This is a genomic window from Streptomyces sp. NPDC053048, from assembly GCF_044547045.1.
Lineage (GTDB): Bacteria > Actinomycetota > Actinomycetes > Streptomycetales > Streptomycetaceae > Streptomyces.
The window spans coordinates 148,991-165,881 of the sequence record NZ_JBITZS010000007.1 but is presented as its reverse complement, the minus strand read 5'-3'; the positions used below and the strand labels follow the sequence as shown (position 1 = coordinate 165,881).

Here is a 16,891-nt window from a genome sequence, read left to right as displayed (position 1 = left end):
TGCGAGGAAATTGACGGCGCGCGAGGCGGCGACGCCCGCGTGACAGAAGGGGGATCGGTCATGACTGCGACGACAGCGACAGGGGCGGCAACAGTGGCGACACCGGCCACGACGGCCACGATGGTCACGACGGCGGTGGCCAGGACGGCGGTGGCCAGGACGGCGGTGGCCAGGACGGCGGTGACGAGGACGGCAGCCGGCTTCGTGGGGTGGTGGTCGCGGCGCGGGGGCCGGATCAGGGCGGCCGGTGAGGCGGGAATGACGACCGCGGAGTACGCCGTGGGGACACTCGCGGCGTGCGCGCTGGCGGCGGTGCTCTACAAGGTGGTCACCAGCGGGCCCGTGAACGCGGCGCTGCAGCAGCTGATCGTGAAGGCGCTCCATGCGACGTTCTGACGGCGGTGGCCCGACCGCTGACGGCGGCTATGTGACCGCCGAGGCCGCGGTGGTGCTGCCGACGCTGGTGTTCCTGACTCTGGCCATGCTCTGGGGGGTGATGGCCGCGGCCGCGCAGATCCAGTGTGTGGACGCGGCCAGGGCCGGGGCGCGGGCGGCGGCCCGTTCGGATCCGCCGGAGGTGGCCGTCTCCGCGGCCAGGTCGGCGGCTCCACGCGGGGCCAGGATCGGGCTGGCCCGCGAGGGGGATCTGGTGCGGGTCCGGGTCGAGGCCGTGGCGGCCGGCCCGGGGCCGCTGGCGGTGCCGCTGCGGGGAGAGGCGGTGGCTCTTGCGGAGGAGACGGTGGGGTGACGGAGGCATGGCGGCGCTGTGGGTGGCGGTCGTCGCGACGGCGTTCTGCGCGGTGTTCGCCGCGGTCCTGGCCATGGGCCAGGCCGTGGCGGCCCGCCACCGGGCGGGCGGCGCGGCGGACCTGGCGGTGCTGGCGGCCGCCGACCATGCCCTCTCCGGCCCGGGGGAGGCGTGCCGCCTCGCCCGCGAGGTCGCCGTGGCCCAGGGAGCGAGGGTGGTGCGATGCGAGGTGAGGGGTGAGTTCGCGGAAGTGGCGGCGGAGGCACGGGCCGGGCCCTACACGGTCCGGGTGCGGTCCCGTGCGGGGCCGGCGGCGGCCGTTCCCGGCGGGGCTGGATGAGCCCGCCCGGGAGCGTCTCCTCAGGTGACGGACGGCCTCTAGGCGCCCGGTCCCGCCCCGGACCCTGCCCCCGCCTCCGCACCCGGCTCCGGGTCCGTCGGTTCCTCGGGGGCCGGGGCGCCGGCCAGGAGGTGGGTGAGGAGGCGGATGGCGGCCTTCTTGTCGAGGGGGTCGTTGCCGTTGCCGCACTTGGGGGACTGGATGCAGGAAGGGCAGCCGGTGTCGCACTCGCAGGCGGCGATGGCCTCGCGGGTGGCGCCGAGCCAGCTGGCTGCGGTGTGGAAGGCGCGCTCGGCGAAGCCGGCGCCGCCGGGCTGGCCGTCGTAGACGAAGACGGTCGGCAGCAGGGTGTCGGGATGGAGGGGCACGGAGACACCGCCGATGTCCCAGCGGTCGCAGGTGGCGAAGAGGGGGAGCATGCCGATGGAGGCGTGTTCGGCGGCGTGCAGGGCCCCCCCGAGGGCTTCGGGGGTGATGCGGGCGGCGTCGAGCTGGTCCTCGGTGACCGTCCACCACACGGCGCGGGTGCGCAGGGTGCGGGGCGGCAGGTCGAGCTTGGTCTCGCCGAGGACCTCGCCGGTGATGAGTTTGCGGCGGAGGAAGGAGACGACCTGGTTGGTGACCTCGACGGAGCCGAAGCACAGCCTGGCGTCGCCCCAGGGGACCTCGGTGGTGGTCTCCAGGACGGAGACGGCGGTGGTGTCGCGGGCGGTCGTCGAGTAGGGCGGGTCGGCCTGCTCGACCAGGGCGACGGCCTCGTCCAGGTCGAGGTGGCGCACGAGGTAGGTGCGGCCCTGGTGGAGGTGGACGGCGCCTTCGTGGACGGTGCTGTGGGCGGCGCCCGCGTCCACGGTGCCCAGCAGCCGGCCGGTGCCCTCCTCCACCACCTGGACGGGCCGGCCGCCCGCGCCGCGGATGTCGGCGAGGTCGGCGGCGCGCTCGCGGCGGGTCCAGTGCCAGGCGGAGGCCCGGCGGCGGAGGAGCTTGCGGGCCTCGAGCTGGGAGATGACGACCATGGCCTCGGGGCCGAACAGCGACAGGTCGGACTCGGTGAGCGGCAGTTCCTCGGCCGCGGCGCACAGATGGGGGGCGAGGACGTAGGGGTTGTCCGGGTCGAGGACGGTGGACTCGACGGGCTGCCGGAACAGCGCCTCGGGGTGGTGGACGAGGTAGGTGTCCAGGGGGTCGTCCCGGGCGACGAGGACGGCGAGGGCGCCCCGGCCCGTGCGGCCCGCGCGGCCGGCCTGCTGCCACAGGGAGGCGCGGGTGCCGGGGTAGCCGGAGAGGAGGACGGCGTCGAGTCCGGCGACGTCGACGCCGAGCTCGAGGGCGGAGGTGGCGGCGAGGCCCAGCAGCTCGCCGGTGTGCAGGGAGCGCTCGAGGGCGCGGCGCTCCTCGGGGAGGTAGCCGCCGCGGTAGGCGGCGACGCGGGAGGGGAGGGAGCGGTCGACGGCGGCCAGGCGTTCCTGGGCGATCAGGGCGACCAGTTCGGCGCCGCGCCGGGAGCGGACGAAGGCGACGGTGCGGACGCCCTGGACGGCGAGGTCGGTGAGGAGGTCCGCGGTCTCGGCGGTGGCGGTGCGGCGGACGGGGGCGCCGCGTTCGCCGTGCAGCTCGGTGAGCGGGGGCTCCCAGAGGGCGAAGACGAGCTCGCCGCGCGGTGAGGCGTCGTCGGTGACGCCGGTGACCGGCAGGCCGGTGAGGCGGCTCGCGGCGGTGGTGGGGTCGGAGGCGGTGGCGGAGGCGAGGAGGAAGACGGGGTCGGAGCCGTAGCGGGCGCAGACGCGCCGCAGCCGGCGCAGCACCTGGGCGACGTGCGAGCCGAAGACGCCGCGGTAGGTGTGGCACTCGTCGACGACGACGTAGCGCAGGGCGCGCAGGAAGGAGGCCCATCGGGGGTGGGCGGGCAGGATCGAGCGGTGGAGCATGTCCGGATTGGTCAGCGCGTAGTTGGCGTACTGCCGTACCCACTCGCGTTCCTCGACGGGTGTGTCGCCGTCGTAGACGGCGGGGCGGACGCCCTTGCCCAGGGGTTCGGCCAGGGCGCGCACGGCGCGGCGCTGGTCGGCGGCCAGGGCCTTGGTGGGGGCCAGGTAGAGGGCGGTGGTGCCGCGGCCGTTGGGGGCCTCGGAGCCGTCCAGGAGGGTGCTGAGCACCGGGGCGAGGTAGGCGAGGGACTTACCGGAGGCGGTGCCGGTGGCCACCACCACGGACTCGCCGCGCAGCGCGTGCTCGGCGGTGCGCGCCTGGTGGGCCCAGGGCCGCTCGATTCCGGCGGCCCGGATGGCGTCGATCACTTCCGGCCGGATCTTCTCGGGCCAGGGGGCATGACGTCCGGGACGCGGGGGCAAGTGCTCCGTATGAGTGATGCGTGCAGCCCGGCTCGGCCCGGCGGTCAGTCGGTCGAGGACCGTCCGGGGAGCGGGATGTACGCCCGCCTCCGGCGGGAGTTGATCGTTGGCCATCGACACCGAGTGTGTCACCGGAGTGACGGACAATGGCGCCAAGGCGTCGTGCACGCCTGCCGGTAAGTGATTGAATGCCATCGCGGCTGCCGATCCATGGGGGGCGACCGCTCGATGCAAGGTGCTGGAGGATCCGTGGACCTGTCCCTGTCGACCGAGACCGTAGGCGACCGTACGGTTGTCCGGGTCGGTGGCGAGATTGATGTGTACACCGCGCCCAAGCTGCGTGAGCAGCTGGTCGAGCTTGTCAACGACGGCAGCTATCACCTCGTCGTGGACATGGAGGGCGTCGACTTCCTCGACTCCACCGGGCTCGGCGTTCTGGTCGGCGGGCTGAAGCGGGTGCGTGCCCACGAGGGCTCGCTGCGGCTGGTCTGCAACCAGGAGCGCATTCTCAAGATTTTCCGTATCACCGGCCTGACCAAGGTGTTCCCGATCCACACCTCGGTCGAGGACGCGGTGCAGGCGACCGACTGACACCGGTCGGGCGCGGTCGGCGGCCGGCGTACCGGCCGGTGGCGGGCGCCCGGCGACATAGCCGCGCCGGGGGGTCATGGGCCGTGCAGGGTCCGGCCCCTCTGCGAGTTCGCCCTCTTGCCTGAAGAGGGACAGAGGGCACGTTCCACCGAGGGGGATGGCATGGCCACCGTCGAACTTCTCTTCAGTGCCCTTCCCGAGCACGTCCGGACGGCCAGGCTCGTGGCGGCCGCGGTGGCGCGCCGGGCCGGGGTCGACGAGGCCGTGCTGGACGAGGTCCGGCTGGCCGTCGGTGAGGCGTGTTCGCGGGCGGTGGGTCTGCACGTCAGTCAGGGGATCTCCAGCCCGGTGCGGGTCGTGCTGACCGAGGACGAGAAGAAGTTCTCCATCGAGGTCGCCGACGACGCCCCCCGGGCCACCACCGTGGCGTTGGCCACGGCCGGTTCCGCCGCGTCCGGGGCCGCCGGCCCGTCGCGTGGGGTGGACGAGGCGGGTGGGGACAGCGAGGACGACATGGGCCTGGCCGTGATCAGCGGTCTGGTCGACGACGTCGAGGTGACGGCGGGCGAGAGCGGCGGCCTGATCCGGATGAGCTGGCCCACGACCACCGCGCCGTCGGTGCCGTAGCGCCGCGTTGCGTAGTACCGCGTTGCGTAGTACCGCGTGTCGTCGTAGTGCCGCGTGCTGCCGTGGTGCCCGTCCGGCCGGTCGCGTTCCCGTAGGCCGGAGGCTCCTTCTGCTGTAGCGGGCGGGCCGCAGGCGTCGTAAACGAGTGTTTCCCCCGCCGCCCCCGGGCCGGAACAGGGGCCCCGGATCTCCGGGCGATGACGGATCCCGGACCGGTCTCCGGCCGATCTCCGACCGTCCCCGACCGATCTTCACCCGGCGGCCGGATCGTCGGCGGATCGTCTCCGCTTCCGACACCGGGTCCTTACATGCACAGGCTCATTCCGTTTCCCGTGCTCTGTTTTGATCTCGCCATGCTCCCTACAATCCGTCCATCTTGAGCTCAGGACGCCTGAGCGTGGCGGCTGTTGTCGTGGTTGCCCCTGTGCCGCGGTACGGCTGCGCGCCCATGTGCCAAACGTCAGGGAGGACGAATGGCGGGGCCCCTTACCCCTCGACAGGTGGACTTCACTCAGTCGCTCGCGGTCGAGCTGACCGACGGCAATCGCACCCTGGTGATGGTGATCGCGGCGGTCGCGATCGCCGCGCTCGTGGTGGCCGTGGTGCTGGTGCGACAGGTGCTCTCGGCAGGCGAGGGTACCGACAGCATGAAGAGAATCGCCGCGGCGGTGCAGGAAGGCGCGAACGCCTATCTCGCCCGGCAGTTGCGCACCCTCGGCATCTTCGCCGTGATCGTGTTCTTTCTGCTCATGCTGCTTCCGGCCGACAACTGGTCGCAGCGCATCGGTCGTTCGCTCTTCTTCCTGATCGGCGCGCTCTTCTCGGCGGCGACCGGCTACATCGGCATGTGGCTGGCGGTGCGCAGCAATGTGCGCGTCGCGGCGGCCGCGCGGGAGGCCACCCCGGCCGAGGGCGAGCCGGAGAAGGACCTGACGGCCGTGGCGCACCGGGCCATGAAGATCGCCTTCCGGACGGGTGGCGTCGTCGGGATGTTCACCGTCGGCCTGGGCCTGCTGGGCGCCTCCTGCGTCGTGCTCGTGTACGCGGCCGACGCGCCCAAGGTGCTGGAGGGCTTCGGCTTCGGGGCGGCGCTGCTGGCGATGTTCATGAGGGTCGGCGGCGGCATCTTCACCAAGGCCGCGGACGTGGGCGCCGACCTGGTCGGCAAGGTCGAGCAGGGCATTCCCGAGGACGACCCGCGCAACGCCGCCACCATCGCGGACAACGTGGGCGACAACGTCGGTGACTGCGCGGGCATGGCGGCCGACCTCTTCGAGTCGTACGCCGTGACGCTGGTCGCCGCCCTGATCCTCGGCAAGGCCGCCTTCGGCGACGCCGGTCTGGCCTTCCCGCTGCTGGTTCCCGCCATCGGCGTGCTCACCGCGATGATCGGGATCTTCGCCGTCGCGCCGCGCCGCAACGACCGCGGCGGGATGACCGCGATCAACCGGGGCTTCTTCATCTCGGCCGTCGTCTCCCTGGTCCTGGTGGCCGTGGCGGTGTACGTGTATCTGCCGTCCACCTACGCGGACTTGAAGGGCATCGGCGACGCGGCGATCAGTGCCCACAGCGGTGACCCGCGCGTTCTCGCGCTCGTGGCGGTGGCGATCGGCATCGTTCTCGCCGCGCTCATCCAGCAGCTCACCGGCTACTTCACCGAGACCAACCGCAGGCCGGTGCGCGACATCGGCAAGACCTCCCTGACCGGTCCGGCGACGGTCGTCCTCTCCGGCATCTCCATCGGCCTGGAGTCCGCGGTGTACTCGGCGGTGCTGATCGCGCTGAGCGTGTACGGGGCGTTCCTGCTGGGCGGCACGTCGATCATGCTGGCGCTGTTCGCCGTCGCGCTCGCCGGTACGGGACTGCTGACCACCGTCGGCGTGATCGTCGCGATGGACACCTTCGGCCCGGTCTCCGACAACGCGCAGGGCATCGCCGAGATGTCCGGCGACGTCGAGGGCGCCGGCGCGCGGGTGCTGACCGACCTCGACGCCGTGGGCAACACCACCAAGGCGATCACCAAGGGCATCGCCATCGCCACGGCCGTGCTGGCCGCGTCCGCGCTGTTCGGTTCGTACCGGGACGCGATCGCCACGGCCGTCGCCGACGTCGGGGCCAAGGCCGGGGAGATGGGCCTGAGTCTGGACATATCGCAGCCCAACAACCTTGTCGGGCTGGTGCTGGGAGCGGCCGTGGTCTTCCTCTTCTCGGGGCTGGCGATCAACGCGGTGTCGCGGTCGGCGGGCGCGGTGGTCTACGAGGTGCGGCGGCAGTTCCGCGAGCACCCCGGGATCATGGATTACAGCGAGAAGCCGGAGTACGGGCGGGTGGTGGACATCTGCACCAAGGACGCGCTGCGCGAACTGGCCACGCCCGGCCTGCTGGCCGTCATGGCGCCCATCGCCGTCGGCTTCTCGCTCGGGGTCGGCGCGCTCGGCTCGTACCTGGCCGGGGCGATCGGCACCGGCACGCTGATGGCCGTCTTCCTCGCCAACTCCGGTGGCGCCTGGGACAACGCCAAGAAGCTGGTCGAGGACGGCCATCACGGCGGCAAGGGCAGCGAGGCGCACGCGGCGACGGTCATCGGTGACACGGTGGGCGACCCGTTCAAGGACACGGCCGGTCCGGCGATCAACCCGCTGCTGAAGGTGATGAACCTGGTGGCGCTGCTGATCGCGCCCGCCGTGGTGAAGTTCTCGTACGGGGCGGACGCCAACAGGGGGCTGCGGATCGCGGTGGCGGTGCTGGCGATCGTGGTCATCGTGGGCGCGGTCTACGTCTCCAAGCGGCGCGGGGTGGCCGTGGACGACGGCGACGACGCCGAGGCGGCGGCGCGGCCCGCCGACCCGGCGGTGGTGTCCTGACGGCGGCTCAGCCGGACGGCGGACCGGCCGCGCGCGAACGGTCGCACATACCGTTCGCGCGCGGTCGGCCGTGGTGCACCGTACGTCCGCTTCCCGTCTGCTTCGGAGCCTTCGGAACCGGTCGTCAGGTGCGGCGAATGCCACGCCAAGCTTGGTGCAAACGGCTCTAAAAGCGGACGTATGGTGTGCTTGGCTCCTGGCCCCTGCCGCCTGGACGTGTAAGTTCCGGGGCCGAGAGCCATTGAAGGGACCAATCCGGTGAACAAGAAGCTTGTGGCTGCTCTGTCCGGCGGGGCGGCACTTGTCCTGGCGCTGACGGGCTGCGGCGGTGGCGACGACGACAGCAAGAAGAAGCTCGACGACTGGGCCAAGAGCGTCTGCGACCAGATGCAGCCTCAGGTGAAGAAGATCCAGGAGGCCAACGCCTCGATCGCCGACGTCCAGAACGAGGAGGACTCGAAGAAGATCCAGCAGACCGACTCGACGGCCTTCCAGGCCAACGCGGACGCCTACAAGGCGCTGGCCACCTCCGTCGACCGCGCGGGCGCCCCGCCCGTCAAGGACGGCGAGACCAGCCAGAAGAACGCGGTCAAGGCGCTCAACGACCTCTCCGGCGCCTACGCCGGGCTGAAGAAGCGCATGGACGCCCTGGACACCAAGGACAAGGCCAAGTTCGCCGAGGGCCTCAAGGGCATCGCCGGCGACATCGGCAAGCTCAGCAGCAAGAGCGACGACGCGCTCAAGAAGCTGCAGTCCGGTGACGTCGGCAAGGCGATGGCCAAGCAGCCGGGCTGCCAGAAGTCCTCGGTCACGCCCACGCCGACCAAGAAGTGACCCGGGCCCGCCTGTAGTTGGCTCCGCCCGGCGCCGCGCCCACCGGGCGCCGCGCCGGGCTTTCGCCATTTGCCGGCGCGGCACCCGACAATGGCCGGGTGAGTACGACGCACCTCCCCGCCGCCGACCCCGCCCGCACCGCCCGGCTGCGCGACGCCCTGCTGGCCGCCGCGTTCACCGCCGACGGCCTCCTCGAGATGCTCGGCGCCTCCGCCTACGCGGCGCTGGCCCGCAGCGAGACCGTCCCCGCCCTGCGCGCCACGCGCGGCGACGGCCCGCTCGAGACCCTGACCCGGCTCTTCCTGCTGCAGCGGCCCGTGGCCCGCGCGCGGGCCGCCGCGGCGCTGCCGGTGGAGGACTGCCTCGCGGACGGCTGGCTGGTCCCGGACGCAGCCGACGGCAACCTGGTGCGGGCCAGCGTGGACGTACGCCCGTACGGCGGCCCCGAGGGCCAGGACTGGTGGATCGTCTCCGACCTGGGCTGCGCCGTCGGCGGCGCGGGCGGGATCGGCGCAGGTCCCGGCGGCGTCGACCGCTCGGAGCTGGTGCTCGGCGTGGGTGGCGCGTCCACCACGCTCGCCGGGATCACGGTCCGCACGCCCGTGGCGAGCGCCCTCGACCTCGGCACCGGATCCGGCATCCAGGCCCTGCACGCCGCCCAGCACGCCACCCGGGTCACCGCCACCGACCTCAACCCGCGCGCACTGCACATCGCGCGGCTCACGCTCGCACTGTCCGGCGCACCGGAGGCCGACCTGCGCCAGGGTTCGCTCTTCGAGCCGGTGGCCCGGGAGACCTTCGACCTGATCGTCTCCAACCCGCCCTTCGTCATCTCCCCCGGCGCCCGGCTGACCTACCGCGACGGCGGCATGGGCGGCGACGACCTGTGCCGCACGCTGGTGGGCCAGGCGGCCGAGCGGCTCAACGACGGCGGCTACTGCCAGCTGCTGGCCAACTGGCAGCACGTGGCGGGCGAGGACTGGCGCGAGCGGCTGGCGGCCTGGGTGCCGCGCGGCTGCGACGCCTGGATCGTCCAGCGCGAGGTGCAGGACATCGCGCAGTACGCCGAGCTGTGGCTGCGCGACGCCGGCGACCACCGCACCGACCCGGCGGAGTACGCCTCCCGCTACGACGCCTGGCTGGAGGAATTCGAGGCCCGCGGGACGAAGGCCGTCGGATTTGGCTGGATCACGCTGCGCAGAACGGGTTCCGACCGGCCCTCCGTGATCGCCGAAGAGTGGCCGCACCCCGTGGAGCAGCCGCTGGGCGCGACCGTACGGGCGCATTTCGAGCGGCAGGACTTCCTGCGCGGCCACGACGACGCCGGGCTGCTGGCCGCGCGCTACCGGCTGGCGCCCGAGGTCGTGCAGGAGCAGGTCGGGCTGCCGGGCGCCGAGGACCCCGAGCACGTGGTGCTGCGCCAGAACCGGGGCATGCGCCGGGCCACCAAGGTCGACACCGTCGGCGCCGGCTTCGCGGGCGTGTGTGACGGCTCTCTCAGCGCGGGCCGGATCCTCGACGCGATCGCCCAGCTGATGGGCGAGGACCCGGTGCTCCTGCGCGACCGTACGCCGGAGGCCATCCGGATGCTGGTGGAGCAGGGGTTCATCACGCCGGTGGCCGACTGACGAGAAGGGGGGAAGGAGGGGTCGTGTTCTCGTCACTTTTCTCCTTCCCCCGATCCTGCCGCGCCCTGACCGGCTTCCTGGCGGTGGTGTGACGGTCCGGGCGGCAGACAGGACGCTTGTCGGGTTACCGTTCGAGTGGCGTTGCGGGCTTTTTCCGTTTGACACGGGGGCGGGATGTACCGTCACACTCCGCAGCGTCACGTAACGCCCACACCGATAACGCCCACACCGAGTGCCGACCGGAAGAAGAGCGAAGTTGTCCCCGACCAGCGAGACCGCACAGGGCGGCCGCCGACTCGTCATCGTCGAGTCGCCTGCCAAGGCGAAGACGATCAAGGGCTACCTCGGCCCCGGATACGTCGTCGAGGCGAGCGTCGGGCACATCCGTGACCTGCCGAACGGGGCCGCCGAGGTCCCGGCCAAGTACAAGGGCGAGTCCTGGGCCCGGCTCGGCGTGAACGTCGAGGCGGACTTCCAGCCGATCTACGTCGTCAACGCCGACAAGAAGGACCAGGTCAAGAAGCTCAAGGAGCTGCTGGCCGACTCCGACGAGCTCTTCCTCGCCACCGATGAGGACCGCGAGGGCGAGGCCATCGCCTGGCACCTGCAGGAAGTGCTCAAGCCCAAGGTCCCGGTCCGCCGGATGGTCTTCCACGAGATCACCAAGGACGCGATCCAGGCGGCCGTCGCCAGCCCGCGCGAGCTGAACAAGAAGCTCGTCGACGCCCAGGAGACCCGCCGCATCCTCGACCGCCTCTACGGCTACGAGGTCTCGCCGGTCCTGTGGAAGAAGGTCATGCCCCGGCTGTCCGCCGGCCGGGTGCAGTCCGTGGCCACCCGTCTCGTCGTCGAGCGGGAGCGCGAGCGCATCGCCTTCCGTTCCGCCGAGTACTGGGACCTGACGGGCACCTTCGGCACCGGCCGCACGGGTGACGCCGGCGACCCCGCCACGCTGACCGCGCGCCTGGCCTCGGTCGACGGCCGCCGCGTCGCGCAGGGCCGAGACTTCGGCTCGACGGGCACGCTCAAGGACAGCGCCCAGGTGCTGCACCTGGACGAGGCCGCCGCCCGTGCGCTGGCCGCGGCGCTCGCCGACGCGTCCTTCGCCGTGCGGTCCGTCGAGTCCAAGCCGTACCGCCGCTCCCCGTACGCCCCGTTCCGTACCACCACGCTGCAGCAGGAGGCCTCGCGCAAGCTGGGCTTCGGTGCCAAGGCGACCATGCAGGTGGCGCAGAAGCTGTACGAGAACGGCTTCATCACCTATATGCGTACGGACTCCACGACGCTGTCCGACACGGCCGTGAACGCGGCCCGTGCGCAGGTCACCCAGCTCTACGGGGCCGACTACCTGCCGGAGAAGCCGCGCACGTACGCGGGCAAGGTCAAGAACGCCCAGGAGGCGCACGAGGCGATCCGTCCTTCGGGTGATCGTTTCCGCACTCCCGCCGAGACCGGTCTGACCGGCGACCAGTTCCGGCTCTACGAGCTGATCTGGAAGCGGACCGTCGCCTCCCAGATGAAGGACGCGACGGGCAACTCGGTCACCGTCCGCATCGGCGGCCGCTCGGCCGACGGGCGGGACGCGGAGTTCAGCGCGTCCGGCAAGACCATCACCTTCCACGGCTTCATGAAGGCCTACGTCGAGGGTGCCGACGACCCGAACGCCGAGCTGGACGACCGTGAGCGCCGGCTGCCGCAGGTCGCCGAGGGCGACGCGCTGACGGCCGAGGAGATCACCGCCGACGGTCACGCCACCAAGCCCCCGGCCCGCTACACCGAGGCCTCGCTGGTCAAGGAGCTCGAGGAGCGCGAGATCGGCCGCCCGTCGACGTACGCGTCGATCATCGGCACGATCCTCGACCGCGGCTACGTCTTCAAGAAGGGCACGGCGCTCGTCCCGTCCTTCCTGAGCTTCGCCGTGGTCAACCTGCTGGAGAAGCACTTCGGCCGGCTCGTCGACTACGACTTCACCGCCTCCATGGAGGAGGACCTCGACCGCATCGCCCGCGGCGAGGCCCAGGCCGTGCCGTGGCTGCGCCGCTTCTACTTCGGCGAGGGGCCCGAGGGCGGCGCCGCCGACGCGGGCAACGGCGACGGCGACCACCTCGGCGGCCTCAAGGAGCTCGTCACCGACCTGGGCGCGATCGACGCCCGCGAGGTGTCGTCGTTCCCCGTCGGCGAGGGCATCGTGCTGCGCGTGGGCCGCTACGGCCCGTACGTGGAGCGCGGCGAGAAGGACGCCGAGGGCCACCAGCGCGCGGACGTGCCGGGCGACCTGGCGCCGGACGAGCTGACGGTGGAGTACGCGGAGGAGCTGCTGGCCAAGCCGAGCGGCGACTTCGAGCTGGGCAAGGACCCGGCCACCGGCCACCAGATCGTCGCCAAGGACGGCCGCTACGGGCCGTACGTCACCGAGATCCTTCCCGAGGGCACGCCGAAGACGGGCAAGAACGCGGTCAAGCCGCGGACGGCCTCGCTCTTCAAGTCGATGTCCCTCGACACGGTGACGCTGGAGGACGCGCTCAGGCTGATGTCGCTGCCGCGCGTGGTCGGCACCGACGCCGAGGGCGTGGAGATCACCGCCCAGAACGGCCGCTACGGCCCGTACCTGAAGAAGGGCACGGACTCGCGGTCGCTGGAGACCGAGGACCAGCTCTTCACCATCACGCTGGAGGAAGCCCTCGCGATCTACGCGCAGCCCAAGCAGCGCGGCCGCGCCGCGGCCAAGCCGCCGCTGAAGGAGCTGGGCACCGACCCGGTCAGCGAGCGCCCGGTCGTGGTCAAGGACGGCCGCTTCGGCCCGTACGTCACCGACGGCGAGACGAACGCGACGCTGCGCCGCGACGACGACGTCGAGACGATCACGCCGGAGCGCGGTTACGAGCTGCTGGCGGAGAAGCGGGCCAAGGGGCCGGCGAAGAAGACCGCCGCGAAGAAGACGACCGCGAAGAAGACGACGGCGAAGAAGACGACGGCGGCGGCCAAGAAGGCCCCGGCGAAGAAGACCGCCGCGAAGAAGACGGCCGCCAAGAAGACGACGGCGACGAAGAAGGCCACCGCCAAGAAGACGACGGCGGCGAAGAAGACGGCCGCGGCGGCGGCGAACGGTGCGGACGGCGAGTAGGGCGTCGGGCCGGCCTGTACGGGCGGTCCCGTAGGGGGCGGTGAACCGGATCTTCCGGTTCACCGCCCCTCGTGCGTCCCCTTCGCGTTTTCACAGGTATTCGACCGCACGAATGTTCGTTCACGCGTTCGGAGCAAGGTTCGGCATTCGGGCACTCCGGATAGGCTGGCAGGATGACGCGAGCCGAGCAGCCAACGGGGGAAAGCCCCACATCCGGAGCACTGGCGGCGGACTCCCGCGAGCGTGCCGTACGGGCCCTGCTGCGCTTCCGTCCGCTCAGGCGAGTGTGGAGCGCCCAGTTCAGCGGGGGTGTCGCCGACGCCCTCGCCCTCCTCGTCCTCCTGCTGCTGTCGCTGCAGGCGGCCCTGGTGGCGGGATCGTTCGGCGGCGGCTACCGGGGCGCGGCGCTCGCCGTGGCCGCGGTCATCGGCGTGCGACTGTTCGCGACCCTGCTCTTCGGGGCGGTCCTGCTGGGACCGCTCTCGACGCTCTTCGCGCCCGCCGGGCCCCTGGACCGCCGCTGGACCATGATCGGCGCGGACGGGCTGCGGCTGGTGCTGCTCGGCCTGGCGCCGACGTGGATCGACCTGGCCGAGGACAAGGCGCTCGCCTGGCTGCTGGTCACCGCCTTCGTCGTGGGCGTCGCCGAGCGCGTGTGGACCGTCGCCAAGGACGGCGCGATCCCCGGCCTGCTGCCCAACGCGCCGCCCGAGGGCGACGCCGTGCGCCCGCTGCCGGACCACTACGAGGCCCTGCGGCGCCTGTCGCTGCGCACCACCTTCGTCGCCCTGCCCATCGCGGCGGCGTCCCTCGTGCTCATCACGCTCTTCGGCAACCTGCTGGGCGGCTCCGGCGTCGACTGGTTCCACGCGCACCAGCCCGCCCTCGGCGCGTACCTGGCGGCCGGGCTCTTCGCGGCCTCCGGCGCGATCCTGTACTTCCTGCGCCTGCCGGGCCTCCCCGAGGGTGCCAAGGCGCCGCGCGTGCGCTCCCCGCTCGAGGGGATGCGTCGCCCCAGGACGGGCCAGGGCACGCCCGACACGGGCCGCACCGGCGCGATCCCCGTCCTCGTCCTGGCCTGCGCGGCCATCGCGGGCGCGGTCGCCGCGGCCGTCGGCGTCGCGGTGCTGCAGGCGGGTGAGCTCGGCGGCGGTCCGGTCGCCTTCGGGCTGCTGGTCCTCGCGCTCAGCGGCGGACCGGTCCTGGGCATCCGCGGGGCCCGCAAGGTGCTCCCCGGCTTCTCCCGGCGCCGCCTGCTGGCGCTCTCGCTGGCCCTGACGGGCCTGGCGCTGCTGGCCGCCGGCCTGGTGCCCGACCCGACGACCGTCCTGCTGCTCGTGCTGCTGGCGGGCGTCGGCGCGGGCGTCGTCGCCAACACCGGCCACGCCCTGCTCGACCAGGAGACCGAGGAGGCCCGCCGGGCCCGCACCACCGAGCACCTGCACGCCGTCGTCCGCGTCACCATCGCGTTCGCCGCCGTCGTGGCGCCCGTCTTCGCCGCGCTCGTCGGCCCGCACCGGGTCGAGAGCGGCAACTTCGTCTTCGCGCACGGCGGGGCCGCCTTCACGCTGATGCTCGTCGGCGCGCTGCTGCTGCCCGTCGGCGCGCTCGTGCTGGGCCGGACGGACGACCGGCACGGGGTGCCCTTCCACAAGGACCTGCTGGACTCGCTGCGCGGCGGCGACCCGGCGGAGGGCACGTTCCCGTCCGGGTTCTTCATCGCCTTCGAGGGCGGCGACGGCGCCGGCAAGTCCACGCAGGTGCAGGCCGCCGCTGAGTGGATCCGCGCCAAGGGCCACGAGGTCGTCGTCACCCGCGAGCCGGGCGCCACGGCCATCGGCAAGCGGCTGCGCGCGATCCTGCTGGACGTGGCGTCCGCCGGGCTCTCGGACCGGGCGGAGGCGCTGCTGTACGCCGCCGACCGCGCCGAGCACGTCGACTCCGTCGTACGGCCCGCCCTGGAGCGCGGTGCCGTCGTCATCACCGACCGCTACATCGACTCCTCCGTCGCCTACCAGGGCGCCGGGCGCGACCTGTCGCCGACCGAGATCGCCCGGATCTCGCGCTGGGCGACGGACGGGCTCGTGCCGCACCTGACGGTGCTGCTCGACGTCTCGCCGGAGACCGCGCGCGAGCGCTTCACCGAGGCGCCGGACCGGCTGGAGTCGGAGCCCGCCGAGTTCCACCAGCGGGTGCGCGCCGGCTTCCTGACCCTGGCCGCCGCCGACCCGGCGCGCTACCTGGTGGTGGACGCCGGCCAGGAGCCGGACGCCGTCAGCACGGTCGTACGCCACCGGCTCGACCGGATGCTGCCGCTGTCCGCCGCCGAGATCGCCGCCCGTGAGGCGGCGCGCAAGGCGGCCGAGGAGGAGGCGCGGCGCAAGGCCGAGGAAGAGGCGGCGCGCAAGGCCGAGGAGGCGCGCCTGGAGCGCGAGCGCCAGGAGCAGCTGGCCCGGCTGCGGGCCGAGGAGGAGGAGCGCAAGCGGCGCGAGGCCGAGGAGGCCCGGCTCCGCGAGGAGGCGCGCCTGGCCGAGGAGGCACGTCGGCGGGCCGAGGAGGCCCGCCGGCAGGCGGAGGAGGAGCGCAGGCGCCGTGAGGCCGAGGAGGCCGCCCGTGCCGCCGAGCAGGAGCGCCTGCGCAAGCAGGCGGCCGAGGAGGCCCGGCTGCGCGCCGAGGCCGAGGAGCGGCGCCTGGAGAAGCAGCGCAAGGCCGAGGAGGCCCTGCTGAAGGCGGAGCGGGCACGGGTGGCGGCCGAGGCCGCCGCCGCGGATGCCGGCCCCGCCGACGAGGCGCCGACTGTTGAGCGGCCGTCGCTGCGCAAGCCCGATGCGCGGGCCGCCGAGGCCCCCGGGGACGCTCCCACGGTGGAGACGCCGGCGCCGGGTGCGGGTTCCGAGGCGGGCCCTGAGGGTGTTGAGGGGACCGCGCGCGCGGCCGGGGCGCCCGCTCAGCGTGCCGCCGACCCGCGGGTCGTGGCGGGGTCCTGGACGGCGAAGCCGTCCGGTGCGGCTGCGGCCGATTCGGCCGCGGGCGCGCCCGCGCCGCGGGCGTCGCAGGAGGCGCGGAGTACGCAGAGTGCGCAGAGTGCGCGGAGCGCGCGGGGTGCGGTGCGGGCGCCGGTCGTCGGGACCGCGTCGCTGCGCAAGCCGGCGGCGGACGCGCAGGCCGGGGACGCCCCGACCGTCGAGACGCCGGCTCCCCGTACGTCCGCGCCCGCCGGGGCCGAGGACGAGACGGCCGTGCTCCCGCCCGTACCGGCCGACGGGGACGACACCGCGGTGCTGCCGCCCGTGCCCGCCGACGGGGACGAGACGGCCGTGCTGCCGCCGGTTCCCACGGCCGCGCCGCCGCAGCAGCGCGTCACCTGGGGCGTCGAGCCGCCGTCGGCCTCGGCCGACGGCTCGGAGTCGGAGGAGACCGCGGTGCTGCCGAAGCCAGCCGCCCGGCCGGAGAACCCCGCCGACCGGGTTCCCACGTGGCTCTTCCGCCCGGAGGACGACGACGCCGCGCCGCAGGCACCGGACGCCGGGCCCGAGGCGGGCGCCGAGGCCGAGCGCACGCGCGAGCTGCCGCCCGTGGAGGACGACGAGCGGGCGGACCGGCCGGTGCGCAAGGCCCGCCGCAGGCCCGAGTGGGCGGACGACGACGCCCCCACCCTCGCCGACGACCTCCTGGGCCGTCGTGAGCACGGGGACCGCGGGGGCCGCGGGGGCCGCGGGCGCGGGTAGGAGCGTCGGTTGGGCGGCGTGGGACGGGGCTGAGGCCGGCCTTCGGCCCCCGCCCC

General features: G+C 73.3%; 11 protein-coding genes. 10 read left to right on the top strand and 1 reads right to left on the bottom strand.

The features are described from left to right. The first annotated feature begins 60 nt into the window (after window positions 1-60). The 3 genes from ACIG36_RS20010 to ACIG36_RS20000 are packed head-to-tail and all read left to right on the top strand — an operon-like array spanning window position 61 to window position 1,088. Window positions 61-396 (top strand): DUF4244 domain-containing protein, encoded by a 336-nt coding sequence (locus tag ACIG36_RS20010; RefSeq protein WP_399929292.1) that lies wholly within the window; start codon window positions 61-63, stop codon window positions 394-396. Beyond that, complete coding sequence (locus ACIG36_RS20005; protein ID WP_399929290.1) at window positions 383-748, top strand: TadE family type IV pilus minor pilin; 366 nt, start codon at window positions 383-385, stop codon at window positions 746-748. Before ACIG36_RS20010 ends, ACIG36_RS20005 begins: the two co-directional genes overlap by 14 nt. A gap of 7 nt (window positions 749-755) precedes the next feature. Next, window positions 756-1,088, top strand: coding sequence for an Rv3654c family TadE-like protein (locus ACIG36_RS20000; RefSeq protein WP_399929287.1), 333 nt, complete (start codon window positions 756-758; stop codon window positions 1,086-1,088). Between the two features lie 38 nt (window positions 1,089-1,126). On the opposite strand, the gene ACIG36_RS19995 is transcribed toward ACIG36_RS20000, so the two are convergent. Beyond that, complete coding sequence (locus ACIG36_RS19995) at window positions 1,127-3,634, bottom strand: DEAD/DEAH box helicase (RefSeq protein WP_399929285.1); 2,508 nt, start codon at window positions 3,632-3,634, stop codon at window positions 1,127-1,129. A 54-nt stretch (window positions 3,635-3,688) separates the two neighbouring features. Between ACIG36_RS19995 and bldG the strand changes: the two genes are divergently transcribed. The 7 genes from bldG (at window position 3,689) to tmk (ending at window position 16,835) form a co-directional block, all read left to right on the top strand. Then, window positions 3,689-4,030, top strand: a complete 342-nt coding sequence (gene bldG, locus ACIG36_RS19990) for an anti-sigma factor antagonist BldG (protein WP_030367299.1) — start codon at window positions 3,689-3,691, stop codon at window positions 4,028-4,030. A gap of 162 nt (window positions 4,031-4,192) precedes the next feature. Further along, window positions 4,193-4,657, top strand: coding sequence for an ATP-binding protein (locus ACIG36_RS19985; protein ID WP_399929282.1), 465 nt, complete (start codon window positions 4,193-4,195; stop codon window positions 4,655-4,657). A gap of 473 nt (window positions 4,658-5,130) precedes the next feature. Beyond that, window positions 5,131-7,521, top strand: coding sequence for a sodium-translocating pyrophosphatase (locus ACIG36_RS19980; protein ID WP_399929279.1), 2,391 nt, complete (start codon window positions 5,131-5,133; stop codon window positions 7,519-7,521). Between the two features lie 258 nt (window positions 7,522-7,779). Further along, a complete protein-coding gene (locus tag ACIG36_RS19975) occupies window positions 7,780-8,355 on the top strand; it encodes a small secreted protein (protein ID WP_399929276.1) in 576 nt (191 codons plus the stop codon). A 98-nt stretch (window positions 8,356-8,453) separates the two neighbouring features. Next, window positions 8,454-9,983, top strand: a complete 1,530-nt coding sequence (locus tag ACIG36_RS19970; protein ID WP_399929274.1) for a methyltransferase — start codon at window positions 8,454-8,456, stop codon at window positions 9,981-9,983. A 256-nt stretch (window positions 9,984-10,239) separates the two neighbouring features. Further along, on the top strand, window positions 10,240-13,107 hold the full coding sequence (topA, locus tag ACIG36_RS19965) for a type I DNA topoisomerase (protein ID WP_399929271.1): 2,868 nt from the start codon (window positions 10,240-10,242) through the stop codon (window positions 13,105-13,107). 173 nt (window positions 13,108-13,280) lie between these two features. After that, entirely contained in the window at window positions 13,281-16,835 is a 3,555-nt protein-coding gene (gene tmk, locus ACIG36_RS19960) for a dTMP kinase (RefSeq protein WP_399929268.1), read from the top strand. Window positions 16,836-16,891: the final 56 nt, after the last annotated feature.